16 protein-coding genes are annotated in these 23676 nt (G+C 68.6%); 14 read left to right on the top strand and 2 right to left on the bottom strand.

Annotated features, from left to right (window positions below; genetic code table 11):
• Window positions 1-32 precede the first annotated feature (32 nt).
• From ACAM58_RS27675 to ubiM, 10 genes are all read left to right on the top strand, one after another.
• Window positions 33-7223, top strand: coding sequence for an ESPR-type extended signal peptide-containing protein (locus ACAM58_RS27675; protein WP_062364847.1), 7191 nt, complete (start codon window positions 33-35; stop codon window positions 7221-7223).
• A gap of 30 nt (window positions 7224-7253) precedes the next feature.
• Complete coding sequence (locus ACAM58_RS27670) at window positions 7254-8084, top strand: OmpA family protein (RefSeq protein ID WP_278880090.1); 831 nt, start codon at window positions 7254-7256, stop codon at window positions 8082-8084.
• 210 nt (window positions 8085-8294) lie between these two features.
• A complete protein-coding gene (locus ACAM58_RS27665) occupies window positions 8295-8615 on the top strand; it encodes a hypothetical protein (RefSeq protein ID WP_369664978.1) in 321 nt (106 codons plus the stop codon).
• A gap of 492 nt (window positions 8616-9107) precedes the next feature.
• On the top strand, window positions 9108-9650 hold the full coding sequence (locus ACAM58_RS27660) for a hypothetical protein (protein ID WP_369664977.1): 543 nt from the start codon (window positions 9108-9110) through the stop codon (window positions 9648-9650).
• Between the two features lie 22 nt (window positions 9651-9672).
• Complete coding sequence (locus tag ACAM58_RS27655; RefSeq protein WP_015865617.1) at window positions 9673-10422, top strand: Crp/Fnr family transcriptional regulator; 750 nt, start codon at window positions 9673-9675, stop codon at window positions 10420-10422.
• A gap of 321 nt (window positions 10423-10743) precedes the next feature.
• Window positions 10744-10878, top strand: coding sequence for a hypothetical protein (locus ACAM58_RS27650; protein WP_278879733.1), 135 nt, complete (start codon window positions 10744-10746; stop codon window positions 10876-10878).
• 86 nt (window positions 10879-10964) lie between these two features.
• Entirely contained in the window at window positions 10965-11543 is a 579-nt protein-coding gene (locus tag ACAM58_RS27645) for a hypothetical protein (RefSeq protein ID WP_369664976.1), read from the top strand.
• Window positions 11544-11630: 87 nt separating this feature from the next.
• Window positions 11631-12143 (top strand): OsmC family protein, encoded by a 513-nt coding sequence (locus ACAM58_RS27640; protein ID WP_369664975.1) that lies wholly within the window; start codon window positions 11631-11633, stop codon window positions 12141-12143.
• 33 nt (window positions 12144-12176) lie between these two features.
• On the top strand, window positions 12177-12845 hold the full coding sequence (locus tag ACAM58_RS27635) for a hemerythrin domain-containing protein (protein WP_369664974.1): 669 nt from the start codon (window positions 12177-12179) through the stop codon (window positions 12843-12845).
• 66 nt (window positions 12846-12911) lie between these two features.
• Window positions 12912-14132 (top strand): 5-demethoxyubiquinol-8 5-hydroxylase UbiM, encoded by a 1221-nt coding sequence (ubiM, locus tag ACAM58_RS27630; protein WP_278875559.1) that lies wholly within the window; start codon window positions 12912-12914, stop codon window positions 14130-14132.
• Here ubiM and ACAM58_RS27625 read toward each other — a convergent pair.
• Window positions 14055-14543: a hemerythrin gene (locus ACAM58_RS27625; protein WP_278875562.1), complete on the bottom strand. Its 489-nt coding sequence runs from the start codon at window positions 14541-14543 to the stop codon at window positions 14055-14057. The genes ubiM and ACAM58_RS27625 overlap by 78 nt on opposite strands.
• A gap of 34 nt (window positions 14544-14577) precedes the next feature.
• Window positions 14578-15195, bottom strand: coding sequence for a YitT family protein (locus ACAM58_RS27620; protein WP_018906042.1), 618 nt, complete (start codon window positions 15193-15195; stop codon window positions 14578-14580).
• A gap of 202 nt (window positions 15196-15397) precedes the next feature.
• Between ACAM58_RS27620 and ACAM58_RS27615 the strand changes: the two genes are divergently transcribed.
• The 4 genes from ACAM58_RS27615 to narH are packed head-to-tail and all read left to right on the top strand — an operon-like array spanning window position 15398 to window position 23673.
• Window positions 15398-16657, top strand: a complete 1260-nt coding sequence (locus tag ACAM58_RS27615; RefSeq protein ID WP_038107782.1) for a nitrate/nitrite transporter — start codon at window positions 15398-15400, stop codon at window positions 16655-16657.
• Window positions 16654-18306, top strand: a complete 1653-nt coding sequence (locus ACAM58_RS27610) for an MFS transporter (protein WP_278875566.1) — start codon at window positions 16654-16656, stop codon at window positions 18304-18306. Before ACAM58_RS27615 ends, ACAM58_RS27610 begins: the two co-directional genes overlap by 4 nt.
• Window positions 18307-18339: 33 nt before the next feature.
• Window positions 18340-22128 carry a nitrate reductase subunit alpha gene (locus ACAM58_RS27605; RefSeq protein WP_018906039.1) on the top strand — a complete coding sequence of 1263 codons (3789 nt, stop codon included), beginning with the start codon at window positions 18340-18342 and terminating at the stop codon, window positions 22126-22128.
• Between the two features lie 12 nt (window positions 22129-22140).
• Window positions 22141-23673 carry a nitrate reductase subunit beta gene (gene narH / locus ACAM58_RS27600; protein ID WP_026284171.1) on the top strand — a complete coding sequence of 511 codons (1533 nt, stop codon included), beginning with the start codon at window positions 22141-22143 and terminating at the stop codon, window positions 23671-23673.
• Window positions 23674-23676: the final 3 nt, after the last annotated feature.

Here is a 23676-nt window from a genome sequence, read left to right as displayed (position 1 = left end):
TTTTGGCGTCTTGAACAATCGAGGAGAAATGCATGAATAAGTCGTACCGCAGCATCTGGAACGAGGCGTTGGGCGCCTGGGTGGCCGCATCCGAAACCACCCGCGCGCGTGGCAAGCGAGGCGGCAGCCGGGTGGCCCTTGCCGCGGCGGCGAGCGTGCTCGGATTGCTATCGACCTCAGCGCAGGCGCAGTCGGTGAACTGCAATGTGTCGCCTTGGAATGCGTACAGCGGCACGGCGTCCTGCATGGGTCTCAACTCCTCGGCCGCGGGCATCGGAGCCACCGCGCTGGGCTCTCTCGCGGCTGCTGATGTGCTTGGTGCGCTCTCAGTGGGGTATGCCGCCCATACCACAGGACAGAATGCCATCGGCTTGGGTTTTGGGGCCTATGCCACAAGCATCAATTCGATCTATCTGGGCGCACGTACCGCCGCCGGTACCGGCGCCTTGGCTGCGGGTGCTATCGGGATCGGCACGGATGTGACCGCCAGCGCGGGCAATACCGTTGCCATCGGAACCCTGGCTCAATCCAGCGCGCTCAACGCCGCGGCGATCGGCATCAGAGCAAACGCCGCCGGACAGGCGGCAGTCGCCATGGGTCAGGATGCGAACGCGCAGTCTGCGAACAGCGTTGCCATTGGTTTGCAAGCCACCACGTCAGGTTCGACCGGTGCAGTCGCGATCGGCGCCCGCTCCAGCACGAGTGGTATCAACGCGACATCGATCGGGGTCGTCGCAAATGCCACGAACACCGATGCCCTCGCCGTCGGTACGAACTCGGCCGCAACCGGGCTGCGCAGCATCGCCGTTGGCGCCGAGGCATCTGCAAGCATGCAGGACGCCGTCGCGCAAGGAACTCAGGCTAGCGCGTCCGCAGTGAATGCCACCGCGATAGGACATCTGGCAACGGCAAGCGACGACGCAGCCACCGCCGTCGGCAACAGCGCCCGGGCCCTGGGGAACAGTTCCCTCGCGCTCGGTGCGCAAGCGGTCGCTGTCGGGACCAGCACTGTGGCGGTCGGCCAGGGCGCCGGCGCAGGCTCGACGGTCGCCAATACGGGTTCGACCGCCGTGGGCATTGCCGCCGGCACGCTGGTCAGCGGCGCGCAGAACACCGCCATGGGCGGAGGCATTGCGAGCGTGATGCGAGGCGCAGGTTCGGGTGTCACGGGAACGCGCAACGTCGCCTTCGGCTCGGGTGACGGCACGGTCGCCTACGACGCCAACCTGGACGCTTCGGCAGGCAGCTTGGTGAGCGGCAACGACAACATCGCCATCGGCACCAACGCAGGCATCGGCGTGGCGAGCAACGGAACCACGTCGATCGGCTTGAGCGCGAATGCGAGCGCGAACAATGCAATCGCCCTCGGTTCGCAGGCAAAGGCATCGGCAGCAAACACTCTCGCGCAAGGCACCCTCGCCACTGCAGGCGGCATCAACGCCATCGCCATCGGTACCCAGGCGATCGCATCGGCGGTCAATTCCATCAATCTTGGCGCGCGCACGGCTGCAGGAGCGGGTGCCCTGGCAGAGAGCGCCATCGCCATCGGCACGGACGTGACCGCCTCGCAAGATCGCGCTGTCGCCATGGGGATCGGAAGCCGGGCGACCGGCCTCGATGCACTGGCGGCCGGTACCCGGGCCAATGCGGCGGCCGACAACGCGACCGCGCTCGGCTCGGGCGGGACCACCGCCGCGACTGCCGTGCGCGCTACCGGCGTGGGTTCGCTCGCCATCGGCGGCAATGCCACCCTGGGTGCCTTTGCATCGGGCGCCAATGCCATCGCCATCGGCGGTGAATCCGTCGCCGATGCAGCTGATGCAGTCGCCATCGGCCGGGCCTCCCGGGCCACCGGCGGCCGCGCAGTCGCCATCGGCTCGGGCAACGTCGCCAGCGGCAACGGCGCCGTGGCAATCGGCGATCCCAACACCGCCACCGGCAACGGCGCGATTGCCTCGGGCCTGGACAACACCGCCACCGGCAATGGTTCGGTGGCGATGGGCAACACCAACATGGTGGGCGGCGGCGGCCAAGCGGTGAGCACCCCCGGCACGGCGGCGCAGGGCGCGGTCGGCATCGGCTACCAGAACACGGTGGTCGGCCAGGGCAGCGTGGCGATCGGCAGCACCAGCAGCGCGCTGGCCGCCGGCGCGGTGGCGTTCGGCGACACGGCGGTGGCCAACAACGCGGACGACGTGGCACTGGGCTCGGGCTCGACGACGAGCAAGGCCATCGGCACGGCCAGCGCCGTGATCGGCGGAACCACCTACAACTTCGCCGGCACCACGCCATTGAGCACGGTCAGCGTCGGCGCGCTGGGTGCCGAGCGCACCATTACCAACGTGGCGGCAGGGCGGATCTCCCAGACCTCGACCGACGCCATCAACGGCTCGCAGCTCTACGCCACCAACCAGGCCGTGCAGGCGATCGCGGCCAGCACACCCACCCACTACTACAGCGTGAACGACGGTGGCGTGCAGCAGGGGAACTACACCAACAACGGCGCGACCGGCGCCAATGCGCTGGCGGCTGGCGTGGGCACCCTGGCGGCGGGCACACAAGCCACGGCCGTTGGCCCGTTGGCAAGCGCCTCCGGAAAGTCCTCGATTGCGCTGGGACTCCAATCCGATTCGAGCAATGTCAGCACCATTGCCGTCGGCAACCGTGCCAACGCCTCAGGCTCCAACGCCACCGCGATCGGGTCGGTGTCCAATGCCTCCGGCGACAACGCCATTGCATTCGGATCGAGCACCATTGCGTCGGCGGCGAATGCCACTGCCGTGGGCAACCGGGCCAATGCAAGCGCTGCCAATGCGCTCGCGCTCGGCGTTGGCGCCACGGCCGCCCAGGCCGACGACGTGGCACTGGGCTCGGGCTCGGTGACGGCCGCGGCCGTCGGCACGGCCAGCACCGTGATCAACGGCACGACCTACAACTTCCAGGGCACCACGCCGACTTCGACGGTGAGTGTCGGCGCTCCGGGCGCCGAGCGCACCATCACCAACGTGGCGGCCGGCCGGATCTCCGGCACCTCGACCGACGCCATCAACGGCAGCCAGCTGTTCGCCACCAACTCGGCGATCGATGCCGTGGGCGTCACCGCCGGCAAGGGCTGGAACGTGACCACGGGCCAGACCGGCACCGGCACTGCGACGGGCACCAGCCTGCAGAACATCGCGCCGGGCGGCACCGCCACCTACACGGCGGGCAACAACATCGCCATCACGCAGAACGGCGCGGAAGTGCAGATCGCCACCAGCGCCACGCCCAGCTTCACCAGCGTGACCACCGGCGGCACGGTGCTGAACAACAACGGCCTCACGATCGCGGGCGGCCCGAGCGTGACGCTCACCGGCATCAACGCCGGCAACACGGTCATCACCAACGTGGCACCCGGCGTGGCGCCCACCGATGCGGTGAACGTGGACCAGCTGACCGACACGGTCGCGGCCAGCAAGACCAAGTACTACAGCGTGAACGACAACGGCGTGGCCGGGGGCAACATCAACAACGACGGCGCGCAGGGCATCAACTCCATTGCCGCAGGCGTGGGCGCCAGCACCACCACGGCAGCGACGGGCAGCGTGGCCATGGGCACCAACGCCGCGGTCAGCACGGTCAATGGCGTGGCGCTGGGCTCCGGTGCATCGGCGGGCGCCAATGCAGGCGACGTGGCGCTGGGCTCCGGCTCGACGACGAGCAAGGCCGTCGGCACGGCCAGCACCGTGATCAACGGCACGACCTACAAGTTCGAGGGCACGACGCCGGCGAGCACCGTGAGCGTGGGCAGCGCGGGCAACGAGCGCACGATCACCAACGTGGCAGCCGGGCGGATCTCCCAGACCTCGACCGATGCGATCAACGGCTCGCAGCTGTTCGCCACCAACGCCGCCATCGACGACGTGGCCACCACTGCCGGCAAGGGCTGGAACGTGACCACGGCGCAGACCGGCACCGGCACCGCCACGGGCACCAGCGTGCAGAACATCGCGCCGGGCGGCACCGCCACCTACACGGCGGGCAACAACATCGCCATCACCCAGAACGGCGCGGAGGTGCAGATCGCCACCAGTGCCACGCCCAATTTCACCAGCGTGACCACGGGCGGCACGGTGCTGAACAACAACGGCCTCACGATTGCGGGCGGTCCGAGCGTGACGATCAACGGCATCAACGCCGGCAACACGGTCATCACCAACGTGGCGCCCGGCGTGGCGCCCACCGATGCAGTGAACGTGAGCCAGCTGAACACGCAGGTGGAGGGGGCCAAGATCCGCTACTACAGCGTGAACGACAACGGCACCAAGCAGGGGAACTATGCGAACGACGGCGCCACGGGCATCAATGCCCTGGCAGCCGGCGTGAACGCCTCGGCGGCCGGTGCCAGCGGCGTGGCCATGGGCAACGGCTCGCGCGCCAGCGCCGCGGACACCGTGGCAATCGGCAGCGGCGCGACGGCCGATTCGGCCGAGGCCGTGGCCATCGGCAAGGGCGCGACGGCCACGGGCGGCAAGGCCATCTCGATCGGTTCGGGCAACACGGCCTATGGCGACGGCGCCGTGGTGATCGGCGACCCGAGCTATGCGAGCGGCACCGGTGCCTTCACCGGCGGCGCCAACAACATTGCCAACAGCGACGGCACGGCCACGGCCACCGCGGCCAACCAGGCCAACGGCGCGGTCGCCATCGGCAATGGCAACAAGGCGATCGGCCAGGGATCGGTGGCACTGGGCAATGGCTCCACCGCCGGTGCGGCCGGCAAGGCAGGCAGCGTGGCCATCGGCAATGCCGCGACGGCGGCTGCCAGTGCGGGCGACGTGGCCCTGGGCTCGGGCTCCGTGACCGCTGCTGCGGTGGGCACGGCCAACGCCGTGATCAACGGCACGACCTACAACTTCCAGGGCACCACGCCCGCGAGCACCGTGAGCGTGGGCAGCGTGGGCGCCGAGCGCACCATCACCAACGTGGCGGCCGGCCGGATCTCCGGCACCTCCACCGATGCGATCAACGGCTCGCAGCTGTTTGCCACCAACCAGTCGATCGAGGACCTGAGCACCACGGTCACCACCAACAAGACCAAGTACTACAGCGTCAACTCCACTGGCGGCACCAACGAGGACAACCTGGGCGCTACCGGAGCCGACGCCATCGCGTCGGGCAAGAACGCGGCGGCGGCCGGCACCTCGGCCGTGGCCATCGGCCTCGGGGCCACGGCGTCGGACGCCAACAGCGTGGCGCTGGGTTCGGGCTCCACCACGGCCGCGGCCGTCGGCACGGCCAGCGCGGTGATCGGCGGCACCACCTACAACTTTGCCGGTACCACGCCGGGCAGCACGGTGAGCGTGGGCAGCGTGGGCGCCGAGCGCACCATCACCAACGTGGCGGCGGGCCGGCTTTCCAACACCTCGACCGATGCCATCAACGGTTCGCAGCTCTTCGCCACCAACCAGCAGGTGACGGCGAACACCACGCAGATCACCAATCTGGGCAACACGATCGGCGACATCAACAACGGCGGGGGCATCAAGTATTTCCACGCCACCTCGACGCTGCCCGATTCGCAGGCGCTGGGCACCGACTCGGTCGCCATCGGCCCGAACGCGGTCGCCAACAACGCGAACGACGTGGCGCTGGGCGGCGGCTCCACCACGCTGGCGGCGGTGGGCACGGCCAGCACGGTGATCAACGGCACGACCTACAACTTCGCCGGCACCACGCCGGGGAGCACGGTGAGCGTGGGTGCGGCGGGCGCCGAGCGCACCATCACCAACGTGGCGGCGGGCCGGATCTCGGGTGGCTCGACCGATGCCATCAACGGCTCGCAGCTGTTCGCCACCAACCAGTCGATCGAGAACCTCAGCACCACGGTCACGGCCAACAAGATCAGGTACTACAGCGTCAACTCCACGGGCGGGGGCAACGAGGACAACCTGGGCGCGACGGGGGCCGACGCCATTGCTTCGGGCAAGGATGCGAGCGCAACGGTCGCCGGCGCGGTGGCCATCGGCTCGGGCGCCGTGTCCGACCGCTTCGTGGCACCCTCCACCGGCAGCATTCCGGCGGGCAGCTCGCTGATCAGCTACAACACCACCGACCGCGCGCTGCTGGGCGCCCTGTCGCTGGGCAGCGCCACCAGCTACCGCCAGATCACCAACGTGGCCGACGGCACGCAGGCGCAGGACGCGGTCACGGTGCGGCAGCTCGCGGGCGCGCTGACCTCCTTCGCGGTCACGCCGACGCTGTACTTCCATGCCAACTCGAACGCCGCGGACTCGCTGGCCATCGGCGCCGAGTCGGTGGCGGTGGGCCCGCAGACGGTGGTCAACGGCAACAACGGCATCGGCATCGGCAACGGCGCGGTGGTGCAGCAGACCGCGCCGGGCGGCGTGGCAATCGGCCAGGGCGCGACCTCGCACATGGCCGACTCCATTGCGCTGGGCACGCAGTCTTCGGCCGCGGCCGTGCAGGGCGTGGCGCTGGGCGCGGGCAGCAGCGTGACGCAGGCCGGCGGCGTGGCACTGGGCGCGGGCTCGGTGGCCTCCACCGCCGCGGGCGTGGCCGGCTACGTGCCGCCCACGGCCACCGAGGCGCAGCGCATCGCCATTGGCGCCACCACCAGCACGCTGGCGGCGGTGTCGGTGGGCGATGCGGCCAACGGGCAGTTCCGCCAGATCACCGGCGTGGCCGCGGGCTCGGCCGACAGCGATGCGGTCAACGTCTCGCAGCTGCGCGGCGTGCAGGGGCAGGTGGCGGTGATCGACCAGTCGACCGTCAAGTACGACACCAACCCCGACGGCTCCATCAACTACAACAGCGTGTCGATGGGCGGCAGCAACGCGACCGGGCCGGTCACGGTGCACAACGTGGCGCCCGGCGTCGCGGGCACGGATGCGGTCAACGTGAACCAGCTCAACAGCGGCATCGCGGGGGCCAACGCCTACACCGATGCGCGCGTCAACGCCCTGGGCGGCGAGATCCGCAGCATTGCCAAGGATGCGAGCGCAGGCGCGGCCGGCGCGATGGCCATGGCCACCATGCCGCAGGCCTACATCCCGGGCAAGAGCATGGTGTCCGCGGGCGTGGCGGGTTTCGACGGCCAGGCCGCCCTTGCCATCGGCGTGTCGAAGCTCTCGGACAACGGCCGGTGGGTCGTGAAGTTCAGCGGCTCGGCCAACACGCGCGGCAAGGTCGGCGTGGCGGCCGGTGCGGGCTTCCACTGGTAGGCCGGCGGCATCACAAAGAGGAACAACATCATGACAACGCACATCCATCGCTTCTCGGCCATTGCAGCGGGCGCCGCGGCACTGCTGCTGCTGCAGGGCTGCAGCTCCTATGTGAGCCGCGGCATCACCGACGACGGCAAGGCCACCGAAGTGATCTTCCCCAACATCGACAACGATGCATGGCTCAAGGAAGGCACCTTCCCCAACCTGGACAACCTGCGCGCCGTGGCACCCGGCGTCACCAAGGACCAGCTGTACGACCTGCTCGGCCGTCCGCATTTCCGCGAAGGCATGGCGGGCCCGCGCGAGTGGGACTACATCTTCCATTTCCGCAAGCCCGGCGGCGGCGTGACCACCTGCCAGTACAAGGCGATCTTCGACAAGGACTACAAGGCGCAGACCTTCCACTGGCTGCCGGCCGGCTGCGCCGACGTGCTGGCGGTGCGTGCGCTGCCGGCGGCCGAACGGCCGGCCGCCGCGAGCCCGGCACCGCGGCGCACCACGCTGGGTGCCGACGGCCTGTTCCGCTTCGACGGCCGGTCGCTCGCCGACCTGCTGCCGGAGGGACGCCGCAAGCTCGATGCGCTGGCCGGCGACATCAAGGGGGCGGATGCCGTCAAGGTGACGGGCTACACCGACCGGCTCGGCAGCCAGGCCTACAACAGCGCCCTCTCGCTGGCGCGCGCCAACACCGTGCGCGACTACCTGGTCCAGGCCGGCGTGCCGGCGCAGAACATACAGGTGCAAGGCAAGGGCGAATCCGAGCCGAAGGTGCAGTGCACGCAAACGGCGCGCGCGGCCCTGATCGACTGCCTGGCACCGAACCGCCGCGTCGAGATCGAGGTCTTCGCAGAACGCTGAGCAGCACCGCGCGGCTTCGCGCTTCAGGCAAGCACGATCGCGATGAACACGATGGCCGCAGCCCGAGCGGCCGCGCACGGCCCGGGAGCCGGAGCTGGGGCCGGCGGCAAGAATGACTGCACGTCTTGCGGCATCGCTCCGCCATCCTGTTTTTTCATGATCGCAGCGATGTAGGGCGGCGCTCACATCGGCGTAGGCGGCCGACAGTGCATGCAAACCGCCAAGGCCGGGGCGAAGCGGGCATCGCGTTTGCTTGACGGCTGGCCTATGCACATCGGCCCGCTCTACGAACAGGCGATGCAGCTCACGCCCGAAGCTGCACGGATTGCCGCGCTTCTTCTCGTTGGCGACGACAACATGCCGCCTGCCCTTCGGCGTTCCTTGTGCATCGCCCTGTCGGCCTGCACTGCGCCCGAAGGCGATGCAGCTGCGCTCCTGGCGGCCGGCGACCCGGACGCCGCCTCGGCGCAGCGCTTCGTGGCGGACTGCCTGGCAGTGGCCCGGCGCATTGCCGACGACGGCCGGCCATGAGCCGGTAGCGGCTTGCCGGGCGCAAGCCGCGCACCTCTCCTGTCGCGCATCGGCCACTCACCCTTTTGTGGGAGTGCTGCCCAGCACCCGCCCCCACACAATGAACTTGAAACGCCTGCCGCGGCGGCGGACCCCGCCCACCTTCAACATTTCGTGAACCGCAAGAGGTCGAACGCCAATTGTGTCTGATTGTGATTCGGAACACATCCGCGACTCGAAACCCGATGCCAAGCCGCATGTTGCTCCGTAGCATTCCCCTGAGGACCGCTCACGAGCGGATCCAAGAAATGGTTCAACGATTCAGGGGCATGCCAAATGCAAAGAAAGTGGTGTCACGCAGGCGATGGAGCGATCGCCCTGCCGCGAATGGAAAACAGGCTCTTCGGGCCGCGTTGGCGCGCGGCCCTGGCGCATTTCCTGCCCTCAAGGCATCGCGGTGCCGCCGCTGCGGCGGCAGCGAGGGAGCGAAACCGCAGCGGCCAGCCTGCCAGGGTGTGCGCACTCTTCTTCATCGCCAATTTCGCGCATCTGGTCGATGCCGATGGGCCGGAGGTTGCCGCGGACGTCAGCCGCGAGATCCGGCGCCGGATCCGCGCGAGCCTGCTGGCTTCGGCCGACACCGACCTGAGCTGCCTGCGCGACGACTGCTTCCTGCTGCGCACCAGCGCCGCCTGCACGGCCAGTTCCGCGCCCGCGCAGCGCTCCGGCGGCGGGCAGCTCGAGGAACTGCTGGCGAAGCTCGGCAGCGAGCCGCTCAAGGTGCGCGGCATGACGGCACTGCCGCGGCTGCATGCGGACTGGATCGCGATGCGTGCGTCCAGGCGCCTGGGCGCGGCGGAGATCGAGCTGGCCCTGTGGGCCGCGCAGGAGCGGCTCGCGCCGGATGTCGTGGTCGATTGCGTCGATCGCGTCTACGACGTGCATGTCGAGAGAAAAGCCGGAAGACTCTGGTTGCGGGGCCGCGCCCTGCACGAGGCCGAAGAACAAAACCGCATCGAGGCGCTGTTCCGGCTGCTTCAGGCGGACTGCAAATGAGGTGGCCGACATAACCTTCGCCATGTACCTCCATCCCCTCATTGCCAGCGTGCCGCCCGCCGACCGGGCCGCCCTGATCCGCAGCAGCGAACTGCGGTCCTACCGGCGCAACGAGACGGTGCTTCTTGCCGACACCTGGACCGACAGCATCTACTGCGTGGCCAGCGGCCTGCTGCGAGCCGTCGATCGCGACGTCACGACCGACTTCATCCGCAGGGGCGATTTCTTCCTCGGCCCTTCATTGGGCGAGGACCGCTACCAGACCACGTCGACCCTGGTTGCGGCCCTGCCCTCCTCGGTCTACCTGATGCCGATCGCCGCGATCCGCAGGCTGTGCTCGACCTACCCCGAGGTGACCATCGGCCTGCTCGAGGTTGCGATGAAGCGCATCACTATGATCCGCGGCCAGCTGCGCCGGATCTCGTCGCTGTCGGCCGAGAACCTGGTCGGCCGCGTGCTCCACGAGCTGACCCAGCTGGCGCCTGCGGGCAGCGGCGGCTACGACAAGCGCATCACCCAGGCGGTCATCGCATCGTATTCGGGGCTCTCGCGCGAGGTGGTCAACAAGACCATGCGCGACCTGGAGAGCCGCGGCCTGGTCCGCCGCGACGAGAAAGGCATCCACATTCCGCCGAACTTCGCCTCGACCGACTTCGGCAGCCTGCTTCCGGATGCGCCCGCCGAGCAAGCCGAGGAAGCTCATCCCATGTTCGACCCCGAGCTGTTCACCATGCCGGAAGACACGGGCAACGCCGGACCGAAGCCGGATTGATCTGCCCGAGGCATCGCCAGCGGCCCCGCTCAGGGCGCAGGCGCCTGCGCCGCCTCGCTTCCACTCCTGAGAGACGTGACCGCGAAGCTGACCGCCCGCTTCGAGGCCAGCTGCGATTTTCCGCAGCGGCTGCAGCAATAGAACCGCAGCCAAGGCAGGAGCTTCATCCACCAATGCCGATGGATGCGCTCCAGGTGCGCGAGCCCGCATGAACAGTTGACGAAGGGACCGCTCGCGGGCGCATCCGCATGCGCCCGAGAACCCGCCGGTTCCCGCGCTGCATGCCTGGTATCGCCGTGATGCGGCTGGCGCTTGTGGTTCATGCGGGCCATCGTGCCGACGTGGCTGCGCATCGCGCGGCAGGCTGTGATCTTCTTCACCTGCCAGGGCAAAAAAACTGGAAGAGACCTTCGGCCGGAAGCGAAGGACCTCGCGCGCTTGGTGAACCGCCTGTGAATGCAGCGTGTCATTCGTTCCCGCCATGGCGGGGAGTTGATGCCCGTCAAGGATTGCGGCGGCACGGGCTATAGGCTGCGATCGTCATGCAATCGACCTTGAGTTCCTCGCCCAGTCCCGGCCTCCACGCCGGCGGCGAATTCCTGGCCGGCGATCTTTCGGCCGTCCACGAACTCGCCTGCCGGCTGAAGGCCGCATCGCTTGCAGGCCGCACCGGCGAGCGGCCGCTGGCGGGCAAGAACATCGCCCTGCTGCGCCAGCGGCCGGCCGATGCGGAAATGTCGGCGCTGCATCGCGCCGCACTGGACCTGGGCGCGCGGGTGGCCCATGTGCGGCTCGGTCCCCCGGTCGATCCGGGCGGCACCGAGTTCCGCCACCTTTCGCAGATGCTGGGCCGGCTGTACGACGCCATCGATTGCGCCTCCCTGACGCCTGCCGAAGTGCGGCAGATCGAGCAGCATGCGGGCGTGCCGGTCTATGACGACCTCGAAGGCATCGACCATCCCGCCTCGGTGCTGGCGGACCTGATGACGCTGCGCGAACACGGCTGCGCGGCCGATGTGCGGGCACGGACCGCCTGTCTCGGCGAGCATGCCGCCGAGCGTGCGCAGAACCATCGCTTCGTGCTGCAGGCCATGCTGCTTGCCACGATGGCCGGCAGCTGAGCCCGGCGCGGCCTCCGGGTATTCCTTCGCCGGTCCTTGCGCCAGGTCAAGCCCGTGCAGCGGGACGGACCCCACACTGGCATTGCCATGAAGACCCCGACGAGCATTGAACCCATAGGGCCGGCGCAGCAGGTGCCGCTCCAATCCATGATGGACGAAGCGAACCACGTCACACTGGTGCTGCACGACGCCTACCGGTTTGCCGTCGACTTCGGACTGCCCGGCGCCGCCGCGCTCCTGTCCGACGTGAAGCCGCCGCTGGGAAGGGGAGCCGGCCCGGACTCGGAGCAGCTGCTGGTGGCCGCGGTGGCCAACTGCCTGTCGTCCAGCCTGCTGTTCTCGCTGCGCAAGTTCAGGAACGAGGCGGTCCCCATGCGAACCACGGCCGGCGCCGCGCTGTCGCGCAATGCCCAGGGCCGGCTGCGCGTGGCGGGCATCGAGGTCGCGATCCGGCTTGGCGTTGCGGGATCGACGCTCAGGCAGCTCGACCGGGCCCTGGCCCAGTTCGAGGACTTCTGCGTCGTGACGCAAAGCGTGCGCGCCGCCATTCCGGTCGAGGTGCGCGTCTTCGACGACAGCGGTGCGTTGCTGACAACCTGAAAAGCGGGCCCCGGTCCCCGCGGGAGGTGCCCCATGACCCACGACAGCCTGACCATCATCCGCCACGAGCACCGCGCCCTGTCGGCCATGCTGCGCTCGATCACGCTGCTGCTGCGCGAGCACCGGCGGCACGGCACCCTGCCCGACTTCGATGCGCTGCAGGCCATGCTGTTCTACGTCGACGAGTTCCCGGAGAAGCTGCACCATCCGAAGGAGAGCCTGCTGCTGTTTCCGAAGCTGCGCGGCCGCAGCGCGCAGACCGACGCGGTGCTCGACCGGCTCGAGCGCGAGCATGCGCACGGCGGGTTCGCCATCCGCGAGCTCGAGCATGCGCTGCTGGGGTTCCGGGCGATGAGCGGCACCGCCCAGTGCGAGATGCGGCGCGACCATTTCGAGCAGCTGATGCGGCACTACGCCGACTTCTACCTGGCCCACATGCACGTCGAGGAAACGCAGATCCTGCCGCTCGCCGAATCGGTGCTGAGCGACGGCGAATGGGCCGAGCTCGACGCGGCCTTCTGCATGAACCGCGATCCGCTCGCGGGCCATGAAGCCGACGATGCGTACAAGCCGCTGTTCCGCACGATCGTCACGGCGCTGCACGGCTGCGGCAATGTCGGCTCGGTGCTCGAGGCATTCGCGGGCACTGCGCTTCCGGTGTACGCGGGCGACGCCCCTGCCCCGCGGCGGCCGCGGCCTTGATGCCCGTCAAGGCGTGCGCCGCCACCCCGTCCAACAATTCCTGCCTTCACCTCCGCAGGACTCCGCATGCAGCAAGAACGTGACGCCCTCATCGTCGGCGCCGGCCCGGCCGGGCTGGCGCTGGCCATTGCCCTCACCGATGCCGGCTTCACCGCCACCGTGCTCGACGCGCAGCCGCGCGAAGCGCTCGCCGCTCCGCCCGAGGACGGACGCGACATCGCACTGACCCACGCCAGCGTGGCCACCTTGCGCACCCTGGGGCTGTGGCAGCGCCTGCGGCCCGAAGAGATCGGCTGCATCCGCGAAGCGCGCGTCATCGACGGCGACCGGCAGGACGCGGCATTGAGTTTTTCTCCGCGCGGCCCCGGCGCCGAGCGCCTGGGCTGGATCGTGCCGAATCATGCGCTGCGCCGCGCGAGCTTCGCGGCCGCGGCCGAGCGCCCGGGGCTGCGCCTGATCGACCGTGCGCACGTGCTGCGCGTGGCCACCGAGCCCGGCCACGTGCAGCTGGATTTCGAAACCTCGCCGGGCCTGCCGCAGCAGCTGCAGGGCCGGCTGTTGGTCGCGGCCGACAGCCGCTTCTCCTGGTCGCGCAAGCAACTGGGCATTGCGGCCGACATGCACGACTTCGGCCGCACCATGATCGTCTGCCGGATGCAGCACGAGCTGCCGCATCACGACGTGGCCTACGAGTGCTTCGGCTACGAGCGCACGCTTGCCGTGCTGCCCGCCGTCGGCCATGTCTCGTCGGTCGTGGTGACCGCCGACGCCGCGGCCGCCGAACGGCTGATGCAACTGTCCGAAGGTGAATTCGCGATGCTGGTCGAGCGCCAGTTCCGCAGCCGGCTGGGCCGCATGCAGCTGCTGGGCGAGCGCTTTCCCTATCCGCTCGTTGCCGCATACGCCCGGCGCTTCGTGGGCCAGCGCAGCGCGCTCGTCGGCGATGCGGCCGTCGGCATGCATCCGGTCACGGCGCACGGCTACAACCTCGGCCTGCAGAGTGTCGCGTCGCTGGTCCATGCGCTTTGTGCCGCCCGCGCGGCCGGCCGGGACATCGGCGATGCCGCGGTGCTCGCGGGCTACGAGCGCGCGCACCGGCGGGATGCCGCGCCGGTCTATCACGGCACCAACGCCGTGGCGAAACTCTATGCCAGCACGGGCACGCCGCAGCGCCTGGCGCGCCAACTGTTCCTTCGCGGCGCGCAGCATCTACCGCCGCTGAAGGCGGCGATCACTGCGCGCCTCACGGGACGCGGCGGGCTGCGATTGCCCGGCGCCGCGGCCTAGGCGCGCAGCGACGCTCCCGCGGCCAGCCCGCCGCATGCGCAGATGGCGCGCCAGCGGCGCGTCCATCGTCCGGCCATGCGCTTCATGCCAGGCCTTCAACTGGCGCGCCATCTCCCTCAGTTGCGCAAGCCGCCCCTCGGCGGCATGCACCGCACCTTCGCGCATCACCTCCAGCACCACGCGGTGCTGCGCCGCGTGATCCCGGCGCGCAGCAAAGCCGGACGCCCGTATCCAGATGTCCTCGCAGGCGAAGAGCTCGGCGGCGTACGCGAGCAGTTCGCGCCAGGCCGCCGGCAACGCGGCATTGCCGGCGGCCTCCACCTGCGCCAGCAGGCCGGCGAATCGCCCTCGCGCCTGGTCCATGAAAGGCAGGCCGAGCGAAGCGGTATCGGATCGGTCCAGGACAGCCATGCGGTCTCCTCTGAGGATGGAACTGGCGGCAAGGTTATCGATGCCCGGCGGGTGGTCCCTTGATGCCGCTCAACGATCGCATTGCCTGCGCACCGGGCCGGTGGTTCCACAGCAGGACCAGGTTCACCACCAGCGCCGAAACGATCGAGTAGCCGACACGGCCCGGTTCCACGAGGGCGAAGGCCGAGGCCACGATCGCGGCATCGCACGCCATCTGCACGGCGCCCGTGCGCCAGCCGTAGCGGCGCTGCAGGAACAGCGCCAGCACGCCGAATCCGCCGAGGCTCGCGCCATGGCGGAACAGGATGAGCAGGCCAACGCCGATCAGCAGGCCGCCGGCGACCGCCGCGGCCAGCGGGTGCGCCGAATGCACGCTGAGCACCCGCCCTATCCCTTCGACGCTCAGCGACAGCCCGGCAACGACGAGCATCGTCTTCCACGTGAAGCGCAAACCGAATGCATGCCAGCCGAAGGCAATGAAGGGCAGGTTCACGATCAGCAGGGTCCACCCCAGAGGCCAGCCCGTCGCATAGTTCAGCACGAAGGCCAGGCCGGGAAGACCGCCCGTCAGCAGATGGGCGCTGCGAAGCACCGCCAGCCCCAGCCCGACCAGCAGCACGGCCGTCGCGAAGCCCTGTGCGTCGTCCAGCACAGGGTATGGCCGTGCGGGCCGGGCTCGCGGGTTTTGATCCATGGCCCAGTGTGTCTGTGCACAAGCGCTGCCGCTTGATGTGGATCAAGCCGCCCGCAATGCCCCCTTCCTAAGCTCCGGTCAGCCTTTCAGGAGACCCACCGTGCAGCAGCGCGCCACCGCAACCAGCCCCCCACTCTCGCCGCCATCGGCCACCCAGGCCGTGCCCGCCAAGGCCTGGCGCGTGCTGGCGGTGAGCACGCTGGCGTTCACCGTCTGCTTCATGGTCTGGATGATGTTCGGCGTGATCGGCATCCCGATCCGCAAGGCGCTCGACCTCAACGCGACCGAGTTCGGCCTGCTCACGGCCATGCCGGTGCTCACGGGCTCGCTGGTGCGCGTGCCGCTGGGCATCTGGACCGACCGCTTCGGCGGCCGCATCGTCATGACGCTGCTGATGGCCGCCACGGTGCCCGCCATCTGGCTGATGTCCTACGCCACGCAGTACTGGCACTTCATCGTGCTGGGCATGTTCGTCGGGCTCGCGGGCGGTGCCTTCTCGGTCGGCACGCCGTACGTGGCGCGCTGGTTTCCGCGCGGGCGGCAAGGCTTTGCGATGGGCATCTACGGCGCCGGCAACTCGGGTGCGGCCGTCAACAAGTTCGTGGCGCCCGCCATCGTGGTGGCCGTCGGCTGGGCCGTGGTACCGCAGGTGTACGCGGCGATCATGCTCGGTGCTACGGTCCTGTTCTGGCTGCTGAGTACGAGCGACCCCGCGCACCTGGTGGGCCGCAGCGCCGGCTTCGCCGAGCAGCTGGGCACGCTCAAGGACCCGCGCGTGCTGCGCTACTGCCAGTACTACAGCATCGTGTTCGGCGGCTATGTCGCCATCTCGCTGTGGATGGTGCAGTACTACGTCGGCGAATACGGGCTCGACATCCGCGTCGCCGCGCTGCTGGCCGCCTGCTTCTCGCTGCCCGGCGGCGTGCTGCGCGCCGCGGGCGGCTGGCTGTCGGACCGGTACGGCGCGCACAGCGTCACCTGGTGGGTGATGTGGGTGTGCTGGATCTGCCTGTTCCTGCTGAGTTATCCGCAGACCGATCTCACGCTCGTCACGGTGAACGGCCCGCGCACCTTCCACATCGGGCTGAACGTCTACAGCTTCACCGCGCTGATGTTCGTGCTCGGCATCGCGATGGCCTTCGGCAAGGCCAGCGTCTTCAAGTACATCAGCGACGACTACCCCGCCAACATCGGCGCGATCAGCGGCATCGTCGGCCTGGCCGGCGGCCTCGGCGGCTTCGTGCTGCCCGTGATGTTCGGCGCGCTGATGGACCTCACCGGCATCCGCTCGAGCGCCTTCATGCTGATGTACGGCGTGGTCTGGGTTTCCCTCGTCTGGATGTACTGGACCGAAGTGCGCGGCACCCAGGTGATGGGCGGCGCGCGCGAATCGAAACTCAACCTGGAAGCCAAATCATGAGCACCAGCACCATCGCCGTTCCCCCGGGCACGACCGGCGGCCGCACCGACATCGCCGACTGGCGCCCCGAGGACGAACAGTTCTGGGAAAGCACCGGCAGGCACGTGGCATGGCGCAACCTGTGGCTGTCGGTGCCCGCCCTGCTGTGCGCCTTCGCGGTGTGGGGCATGTGGGGAATCATCACCGTGCAGATGAACAACCTGGGCTTTCCCTTCACCCAGGCCGAGCTGTTCACGCTCACCGCCATCGCGGGCCTGGCCGGCGCCACCATGCGCATCCCGGCCGCGTTCCTGATCCGCCTGGCGGGCGGGCGCAACACCATCTTCCTGACCACGGCAATGCTGCTGGCGCCGGCCATCGGCACCGGCATCGCGCTGCAGCACAAGGAGTGGCCGCTGTGGGTGTTCCAGCTCATGGCGCTTTGGTCGGGCGTGGGCGGCGGCAACTTCGCCAGCTCGATGTCCAACATCAGCACCTTCTTTCCCAAGCGCCTGCAAGGCACGGCGCTGGGCCTGAACGCGGGCATCGGCAACTTCGGCGTCACGACCATGCAGATCGTCATCCCGCTGGTGATGACCGTGGGCCTCTTGGGCAGCATCGGCGGCGAGCCCATGACGCTGCTCAAGGACAGCGGCTGGATCATGGGCAAGATCACCGCCGGCACGCCCACCTGGATCCAGAACGCGGGCTTCGCCTGGGTGCTGTCGCTGGTGCCGCTGTCGATCCTGTGCTGGTTCGGCATGAACAACCTGCGCACCGTCTCGCCCGACACCGGCGGCCCGGTCCAGGCCTTCCTGAAGATCACCTGGCTGTACACGCTGTCGTTCGCCCCGGCGATCGCGGGCCTGTACCTGTACCTGCCGGCGCCCACGGGCCTGGGCCTGCTCAACATGTGGGTGGCCATGCCGCTGATCATCGTGGCCACGCTGTTCACCATGAAGCTCGCCGCGTTCGGCACGATGAAGGAAAACATCGCCAAGCAGTTCGAGATCTTCCGCGACAAGCACACGTGGTCGATGACTGCGCTGTACATCGTGACCTTCGGCTCCTTCATCGGCTTCTCGATGGCGCTGCCGCTGTCGATCGCGGTGATCTTCGGCATCAGCCACGTGCCCGACGCGGCCGGCGTGCTGCAGCACACGCTGAAGAACCCGAACGCGCCCTCGGCCTTCACCTACGCGTGGATCGGCCCCTTCGTCGGCGCGCTGATCCGCCCGGTGGGCGGCTGGATCTCGGACAAGGTGGGCGGCTCGATCGTCACGCAGGCGATCTCCGCGGTGATGGTGGTGGCCTCGGCCGCCGTGGGCTACGTGATGCTGCTGGCCTACGGCTCGCCGCAGCCGGAGCAGTATTTCCTGCCCTTCATGCTGCTGTTCGTGCTGCTGTTCGCGGCCAGCGGCATCGGCAACGGCTCCACCTTCCGCACCATCGGCGTGATCTTCGACCGCGCCAAGGCCGGCCCGGTGCTGGGCTGGACCTCCGCCATCGCCGGCTACGGCGCCTTCATCGCGCCCGTGGTCATCGGCGCCCAGATCAAGGCCGGCACGCCGCAATACGCGATGTACGGCTTTGCCGTGTTCTATGCCCTGTGCCTCGTTCTCAACTGGTGGTTCTACCTGCGCCGCGGCGCCTATGTGAAGAACCCCTGAGCCAGCCAATCGAATTCGTATGAAAGACCCACGATGAGCCACTTTCTCGACCGCCTGACCTACTTCGCGCAGCCGCGCGAATCCTTCGCCGACGGCCATGGCCAGGTCACCGGCGAAGACCGCACCTGGGAGGACGCCTACCGCACGCGCTGGGCGCACGACAAGATCGTGCGCAGCACGCACGGCGTGAACTGCACGGGCTCCTGCTCGTGGAAGATCTACGTCAAGGGCGGCATCGTCACCTGGGAAACCCAGCAGACCGACTATCCGCGCACCCGCTGGGACATGCCCAACCACGAGCCGCGCGGCTGCGCCCGCGGCGCCAGCTACAGCTGGTACCTGTACAGCGCCAACCGCGTCAAGTACCCGATGGTGCGCGGCGCGCTGCTCAAGGCGTGGCGCGAAGCGCGCAAGACGCTCGCACCCGTCGAGGCCTGGGCCTCCATCGTGCAGGACGAGGCCACGCGCCGCAGCTACCAGAGCGTGCGCGGCCTCGGCGGCTTCGCGCGCTCGGGCTGGGACGAGGTCAACGAGATCGTCGCGGCCAGCAACATCCACACCATCCGCCGCCACGGGCCCGACCGCATCATCGGCTTCTCGCCGATTCCCGCCATGTCGATGGTGAGCTACGCCGCGGGCAGCCGCTACCTGAGCCTGATCGGCGGCGTGTGCATGAGCTTCTACGACTGGTACTGCGACCTGCCGCCGGCCAGCCCCCAGGTGTGGGGCGAGCAGACCGACGTGCCGGAATCGGCCGACTGGTACAACTCGAGCTACATCATCGCCTGGGGCTCCAACGTGCCGCAGACGCGCACGCCGGATGCGCACTTCTTCACCGAGGTCCGCTACAAGGGCGCCAAGACGGTCGCGATCACGCCCGACTACTCCGAGGTCGCCAAGCTGTCCGACCTGTGGATGCATCCCAAGCAGGGCACCGACGCCGCGGTCGCCATGGCCATGGGCCACGTGATCCTCAAGGAGTTCTACTTCGACCGGCGCAGCGCCTACTTCGACGACTACGCGCGCCGCTACACCGACCTGCCGATGCTGGTGATGCTCAAGCCGCACACCCTGCCCTCGGGCGAACAAGTGATGGTGCCCGACCGCTACCTGCGGGCCTCGGACTTCGACGACCGGCTCGGGCAGCCGAACAACCCCGAATGGAAGACCGTCGCGCTGGCCGAGGACGGCCGGGTGGTGGTGCCGCAAGGCGCCATCGGCTTTCGCTGGGGCGCGGACGGCCGCGCCGATGCCGGGCAGTGGAACCTCGAGGCCAAGGAAGCGGAGCACGGCGCAGAGGTAAAGCTCACGCTGTCGCTGCTCGACGATGCGGCCGCGGCGATCCAGCCCGCGCAGATCGGCTTCCCCTACTTCGGCGGCATCGAGAGCGAGCACTTCCCGAACAATGCGCAAAGCGACGTGCTGGTGCGCACGGTGCCGGTGCGGCTCGTCGCGCTCGGCGCAGAAGGCCAGACCGCGCTGGTCGCCACGGTGTTCGACCTGCAGGCCGCCAACTACGGCCTGGCGCGCGGCCTGCCGGGCGAGATGGCGGCCGCCGGCTACGACGACGACACGCCTTACACCCCGGCCTGGCAGGAAAAGATCACCGGCGTGCCGCGCGACCAGGTCATCACCGTGGCGCGCGAGTTCGCGGCCAATGCCGAGAAGACGCACGGCAAGTCGATGGTGATCATCGGCGCGGCCATGAACCACTGGTACCACAGCGACATGAACTACCGCGGCGTCATCAACATCCTGATGATGTGCGGCTGCATCGGCCAGAGCGGCGGCGGCTGGGCCCATTACGTGGGCCAGGAAAAGCTGCGCCCGCAGACCGGTTGGACGCCGCTGGCCTTCGCACTCGACTGGATCCGCCCGCCGCGGCAGATGAACTCCACGAGCTTCTTCTACGCCCACACCGACCAGTGGCGCTACGAGAAGCTCGGCATGGAGGAAGTGCTGTCCCCGCTGGCCGACAAGGCCGCGTTCGCCGGCACGATGATCGACTACAACGTGCGCGCCGAGCGCATGGGCTGGCTGCCGTCGGCACCGCAGCTGCAGACCAACCCGCAGCAAGTGGCGCGCGACGCGCAGGCCGCCGGCATCGACGGCGCGGCCTACACGGCGAAGGCATTGAAGGACGGCACGCTGCGCATGAGCTGCGAAGACCCGGACCACCCGTCGAACTGGCCGCGCAACATGTTCGTGTGGCGCTCCAACATCCTGGGCTCCTCGGGCAAGGGGCACGAGTACTTCCTCAAGCACCTGCTGGGCACCACGCACGGCGTGCAGGGCAAGGACCTCGGACCCGACGACGCCAAGCCGACCGAGGTGGTCTGGCACGACAAGGCGCCCGAGGGCAAGCTCGACCTGCTGGTGACGCTCGACTTCCGCATGAGCACCACCTGCCTCTACTCGGACATCGTGCTGCCGACCGCCACCTGGTACGAGAAGAACGACCTCAACACCAGCGACATGCACCCCTTCATCCATCCGCTGTCGACCGCGGTCGACCCGGCCTGGCAGGCGCGCAGCGACTGGGAGATCTACAAGGGCTTCGCGCGCACCTTCAGCGCCATGTGCCCGGGCTACCTCGGCGTCGAGAAGGAAGTGGTGCTCACGCCGCTGATGCACGACTCGCCCGCCGAGCTGGCCCAGCCCTTCGGCGTGGCCGACTGGAAGCGCGGCGAGTGCGAGCTGATTCCCGGCAAGACCGCGCCGCAGATCGCCGTGGTCGAGCGCGACTATCCCAACCTCTACAAGCGCTTCACCGCGCTGGGCCCGCTGCTCAAGAAGATCGGCAACGGCGGCAAGGGCATCGGCTGGAACACGGAAGTGGAGGTCGACGAACTCGGCAACCTCAACGGCCGCGTCACCGATGCCGGCGCCACGCAGGGCATGCCGAGCATCGACACCGACATCGACGCCTGCGAGGTCGTGCTGCAGCTGGCGCCCGAAACCAACGGCCACGTGGCCGTGAAGGCGTGGAAGGCCCTGGGCGTGCAGACCGGGCGCGACCACACGCACCTGGCGATCTACCGCGAGGACGAGAAGATCCGCTTTCGCGACATCCAGGCGCAGCCGCGCAAGATCATCTCCTCGCCCACCTGGAGCGGCATCGAGAGCGAGAAGGTCTCCTACAACGCGGGCTACACCAACGTCCACGAGCTCATTCCATGGCGCACCTTGACCGGCCGCCAGCAGTTCTACCTGGACCATCCGTGGATGCGCGCCTTCGGCGAAAGCCTGGCGGTCTACCGCCCGCCGGTCGACCTGAAGACCACGAAGGACATCCACAACATCCGCGGCAACGGCAACAAGGAGATCCAGCTCAACTTCATCACGCCGCACCAGAAGTGGGGCATCCACTCGACCTACACCGACAACCTGCTGATGCTCACGCTCAACCGCGGCGGGCCGGTGGTGTGGCTGTCGGAGGACGACGCGAAGAGCGCCGGCATCGTCGACAACGACTGGGTCGAGCTGTTCAACATCAACGGCGCCATTGCGGCGCGCGCGGTGGTGAGCCAGCGCGTCAATCCGGGCATGGTGATGATGTACCACGCGCAGGAGAAGATCATCAACACGCCGGGCTCCGAGATCACCGGCACGCGCGGCGGCATCCACAACTCGGTGACCCGCATCGTGCTGAAGCCCACGCACATGATCGGCGGCTACGCCCAGCTGAGCTACGGCTTCAACTACTACGGAACCATCGGCACCAACCGCGACGAGTTCGTGGTGGTGCGCAAGATGAACAAGGTCGACTGGCTCGACACGCCCGCGGACGTGGCCACCGTGCCCGCCGCGACCGCGGCCTGAACGAGGTACCCAATGAAAATACGCGCGCAAATCGGCATGGTCCTGAACCTGGACAAGTGCATCGGCTGCCACACCTGCTCGGTCACCTGCAAGAACGTCTGGACCAGCCGGCCCGGCGTCGAGTACGCCTGGTTTAACAACGTCGAGACCAAGCCCGGCATCGGCTACCCCAAGGAATGGGAGAACCAGGGCAAGTGGCAAGGAGGCTGGGTGCGCAAGCCCGACGGCTCGATCGAGCCGCGCCAGGGCGGCAAGTGGAGCCTGCTCATGCGCATCTTCTCCAACCCCAACCTGCCGCAGATCGACGACTACTACGAGCCCTTCACCTTCGACTACGAGCACCTGCAGTCGGCGCCCGCGATGAAGGCGCCGCCGACGGCGCGCCCGCGCAGCCTGATCACCGGCAAGCGCATGGAGAAGATCGAGTGGGGCCCGAACTGGGAAGAGATCCTCGGCGGCGAGTTCGCCAAGCGCAGCAAGGACGCCAACCTCGACAGCTTCGACGCGGTGCAAAAGGAGATGGTCGGCCAGTTCGAGAACACCTTCATGATGTACCTGCCCAGGCTGTGCGAGCACTGCCTGAACCCGGCGTGCGTGGCCTCCTGCCCTTCGGGCTCGATCTACAAGCGCGAGGAAGACGGCATCGTGCTGATCGACCAGGACAAGTGCCGCGGCTGGCGCATGTGCGTCTCGGGCTGCCCCTACAAGAAGATCTACTACAACTGGCAAAGCGGCAAGGCCGAGAAGTGCATCTTCTGCTACCCGCGCATCGAGGCCGGCCAGCCCACCGTCTGTTCGGAAACCTGCGTCGGGCGCATCCGCTACCTGGGCGTGGTGCTGTACGACGCCGACCGCATCCAGGAAGCGGCCAGCGTGCCGGACGAGAAGGATCTCTACGAGGCCCAGCTCGGCATCTTCCTCGACCCGCACGATCCGGAAGTGATCGCGCAGGCCCGGCGCGACGGCATCCCCGAGGCCTGGCTCGAAGGCGCGAAGAAGAGCCCCGTCTACAAGATGGCGATGGAATGGAAGGTGGCGCTGCCGCTGCACCCCGAGTACCGCACGCTGCCGATGGTCTGGTACGTGCCGCCGCTGTCGCCGATCACCGCGGCCGCCAACGCGGGCCATGTGGGCGCCAAGGGCGCGATTCCCGACGTCACGCAGATGCGCATCCCGGTGCAGTACCTGGCCAACCTGCTGACCGCGGGCGCGACCGAACCCGTGATCCGTGCGCTCGAGCGCATGCTGGCCATGCGCACCTACCAGCGCGGCAAGCACGTCGACGACTTCGCGGACCCGGCCGTGCTGGCGCAGGTGGGCCTCAGCGCCGCGCAGGTCGAAGAGATGTACCAGGTGATGGCCATCGCCAATTACGAGGACCGCTTCGTGATCCCCTCGACGCACCGCGAGTACGCCGAGAACACCTTCGACATGAAGGGCGGCTGCGGCTTCTCGTTCGGCAACGGCTGCTCCGACGGCAGCTCCGAGGCCAGCCTGTTCGGCGCCGCCAAGCGCCGCACGATTCCGATCCACGCCAAGGTCTGACAC

This window comes from Variovorax sp. V116, assembly GCF_041154435.1.
GTDB classification, from domain to species: domain Bacteria; phylum Pseudomonadota; class Gammaproteobacteria; order Burkholderiales; family Burkholderiaceae_C; genus Variovorax; species Variovorax paradoxus.
This window is presented reverse-complemented; position numbering and strand designations above follow the sequence as displayed.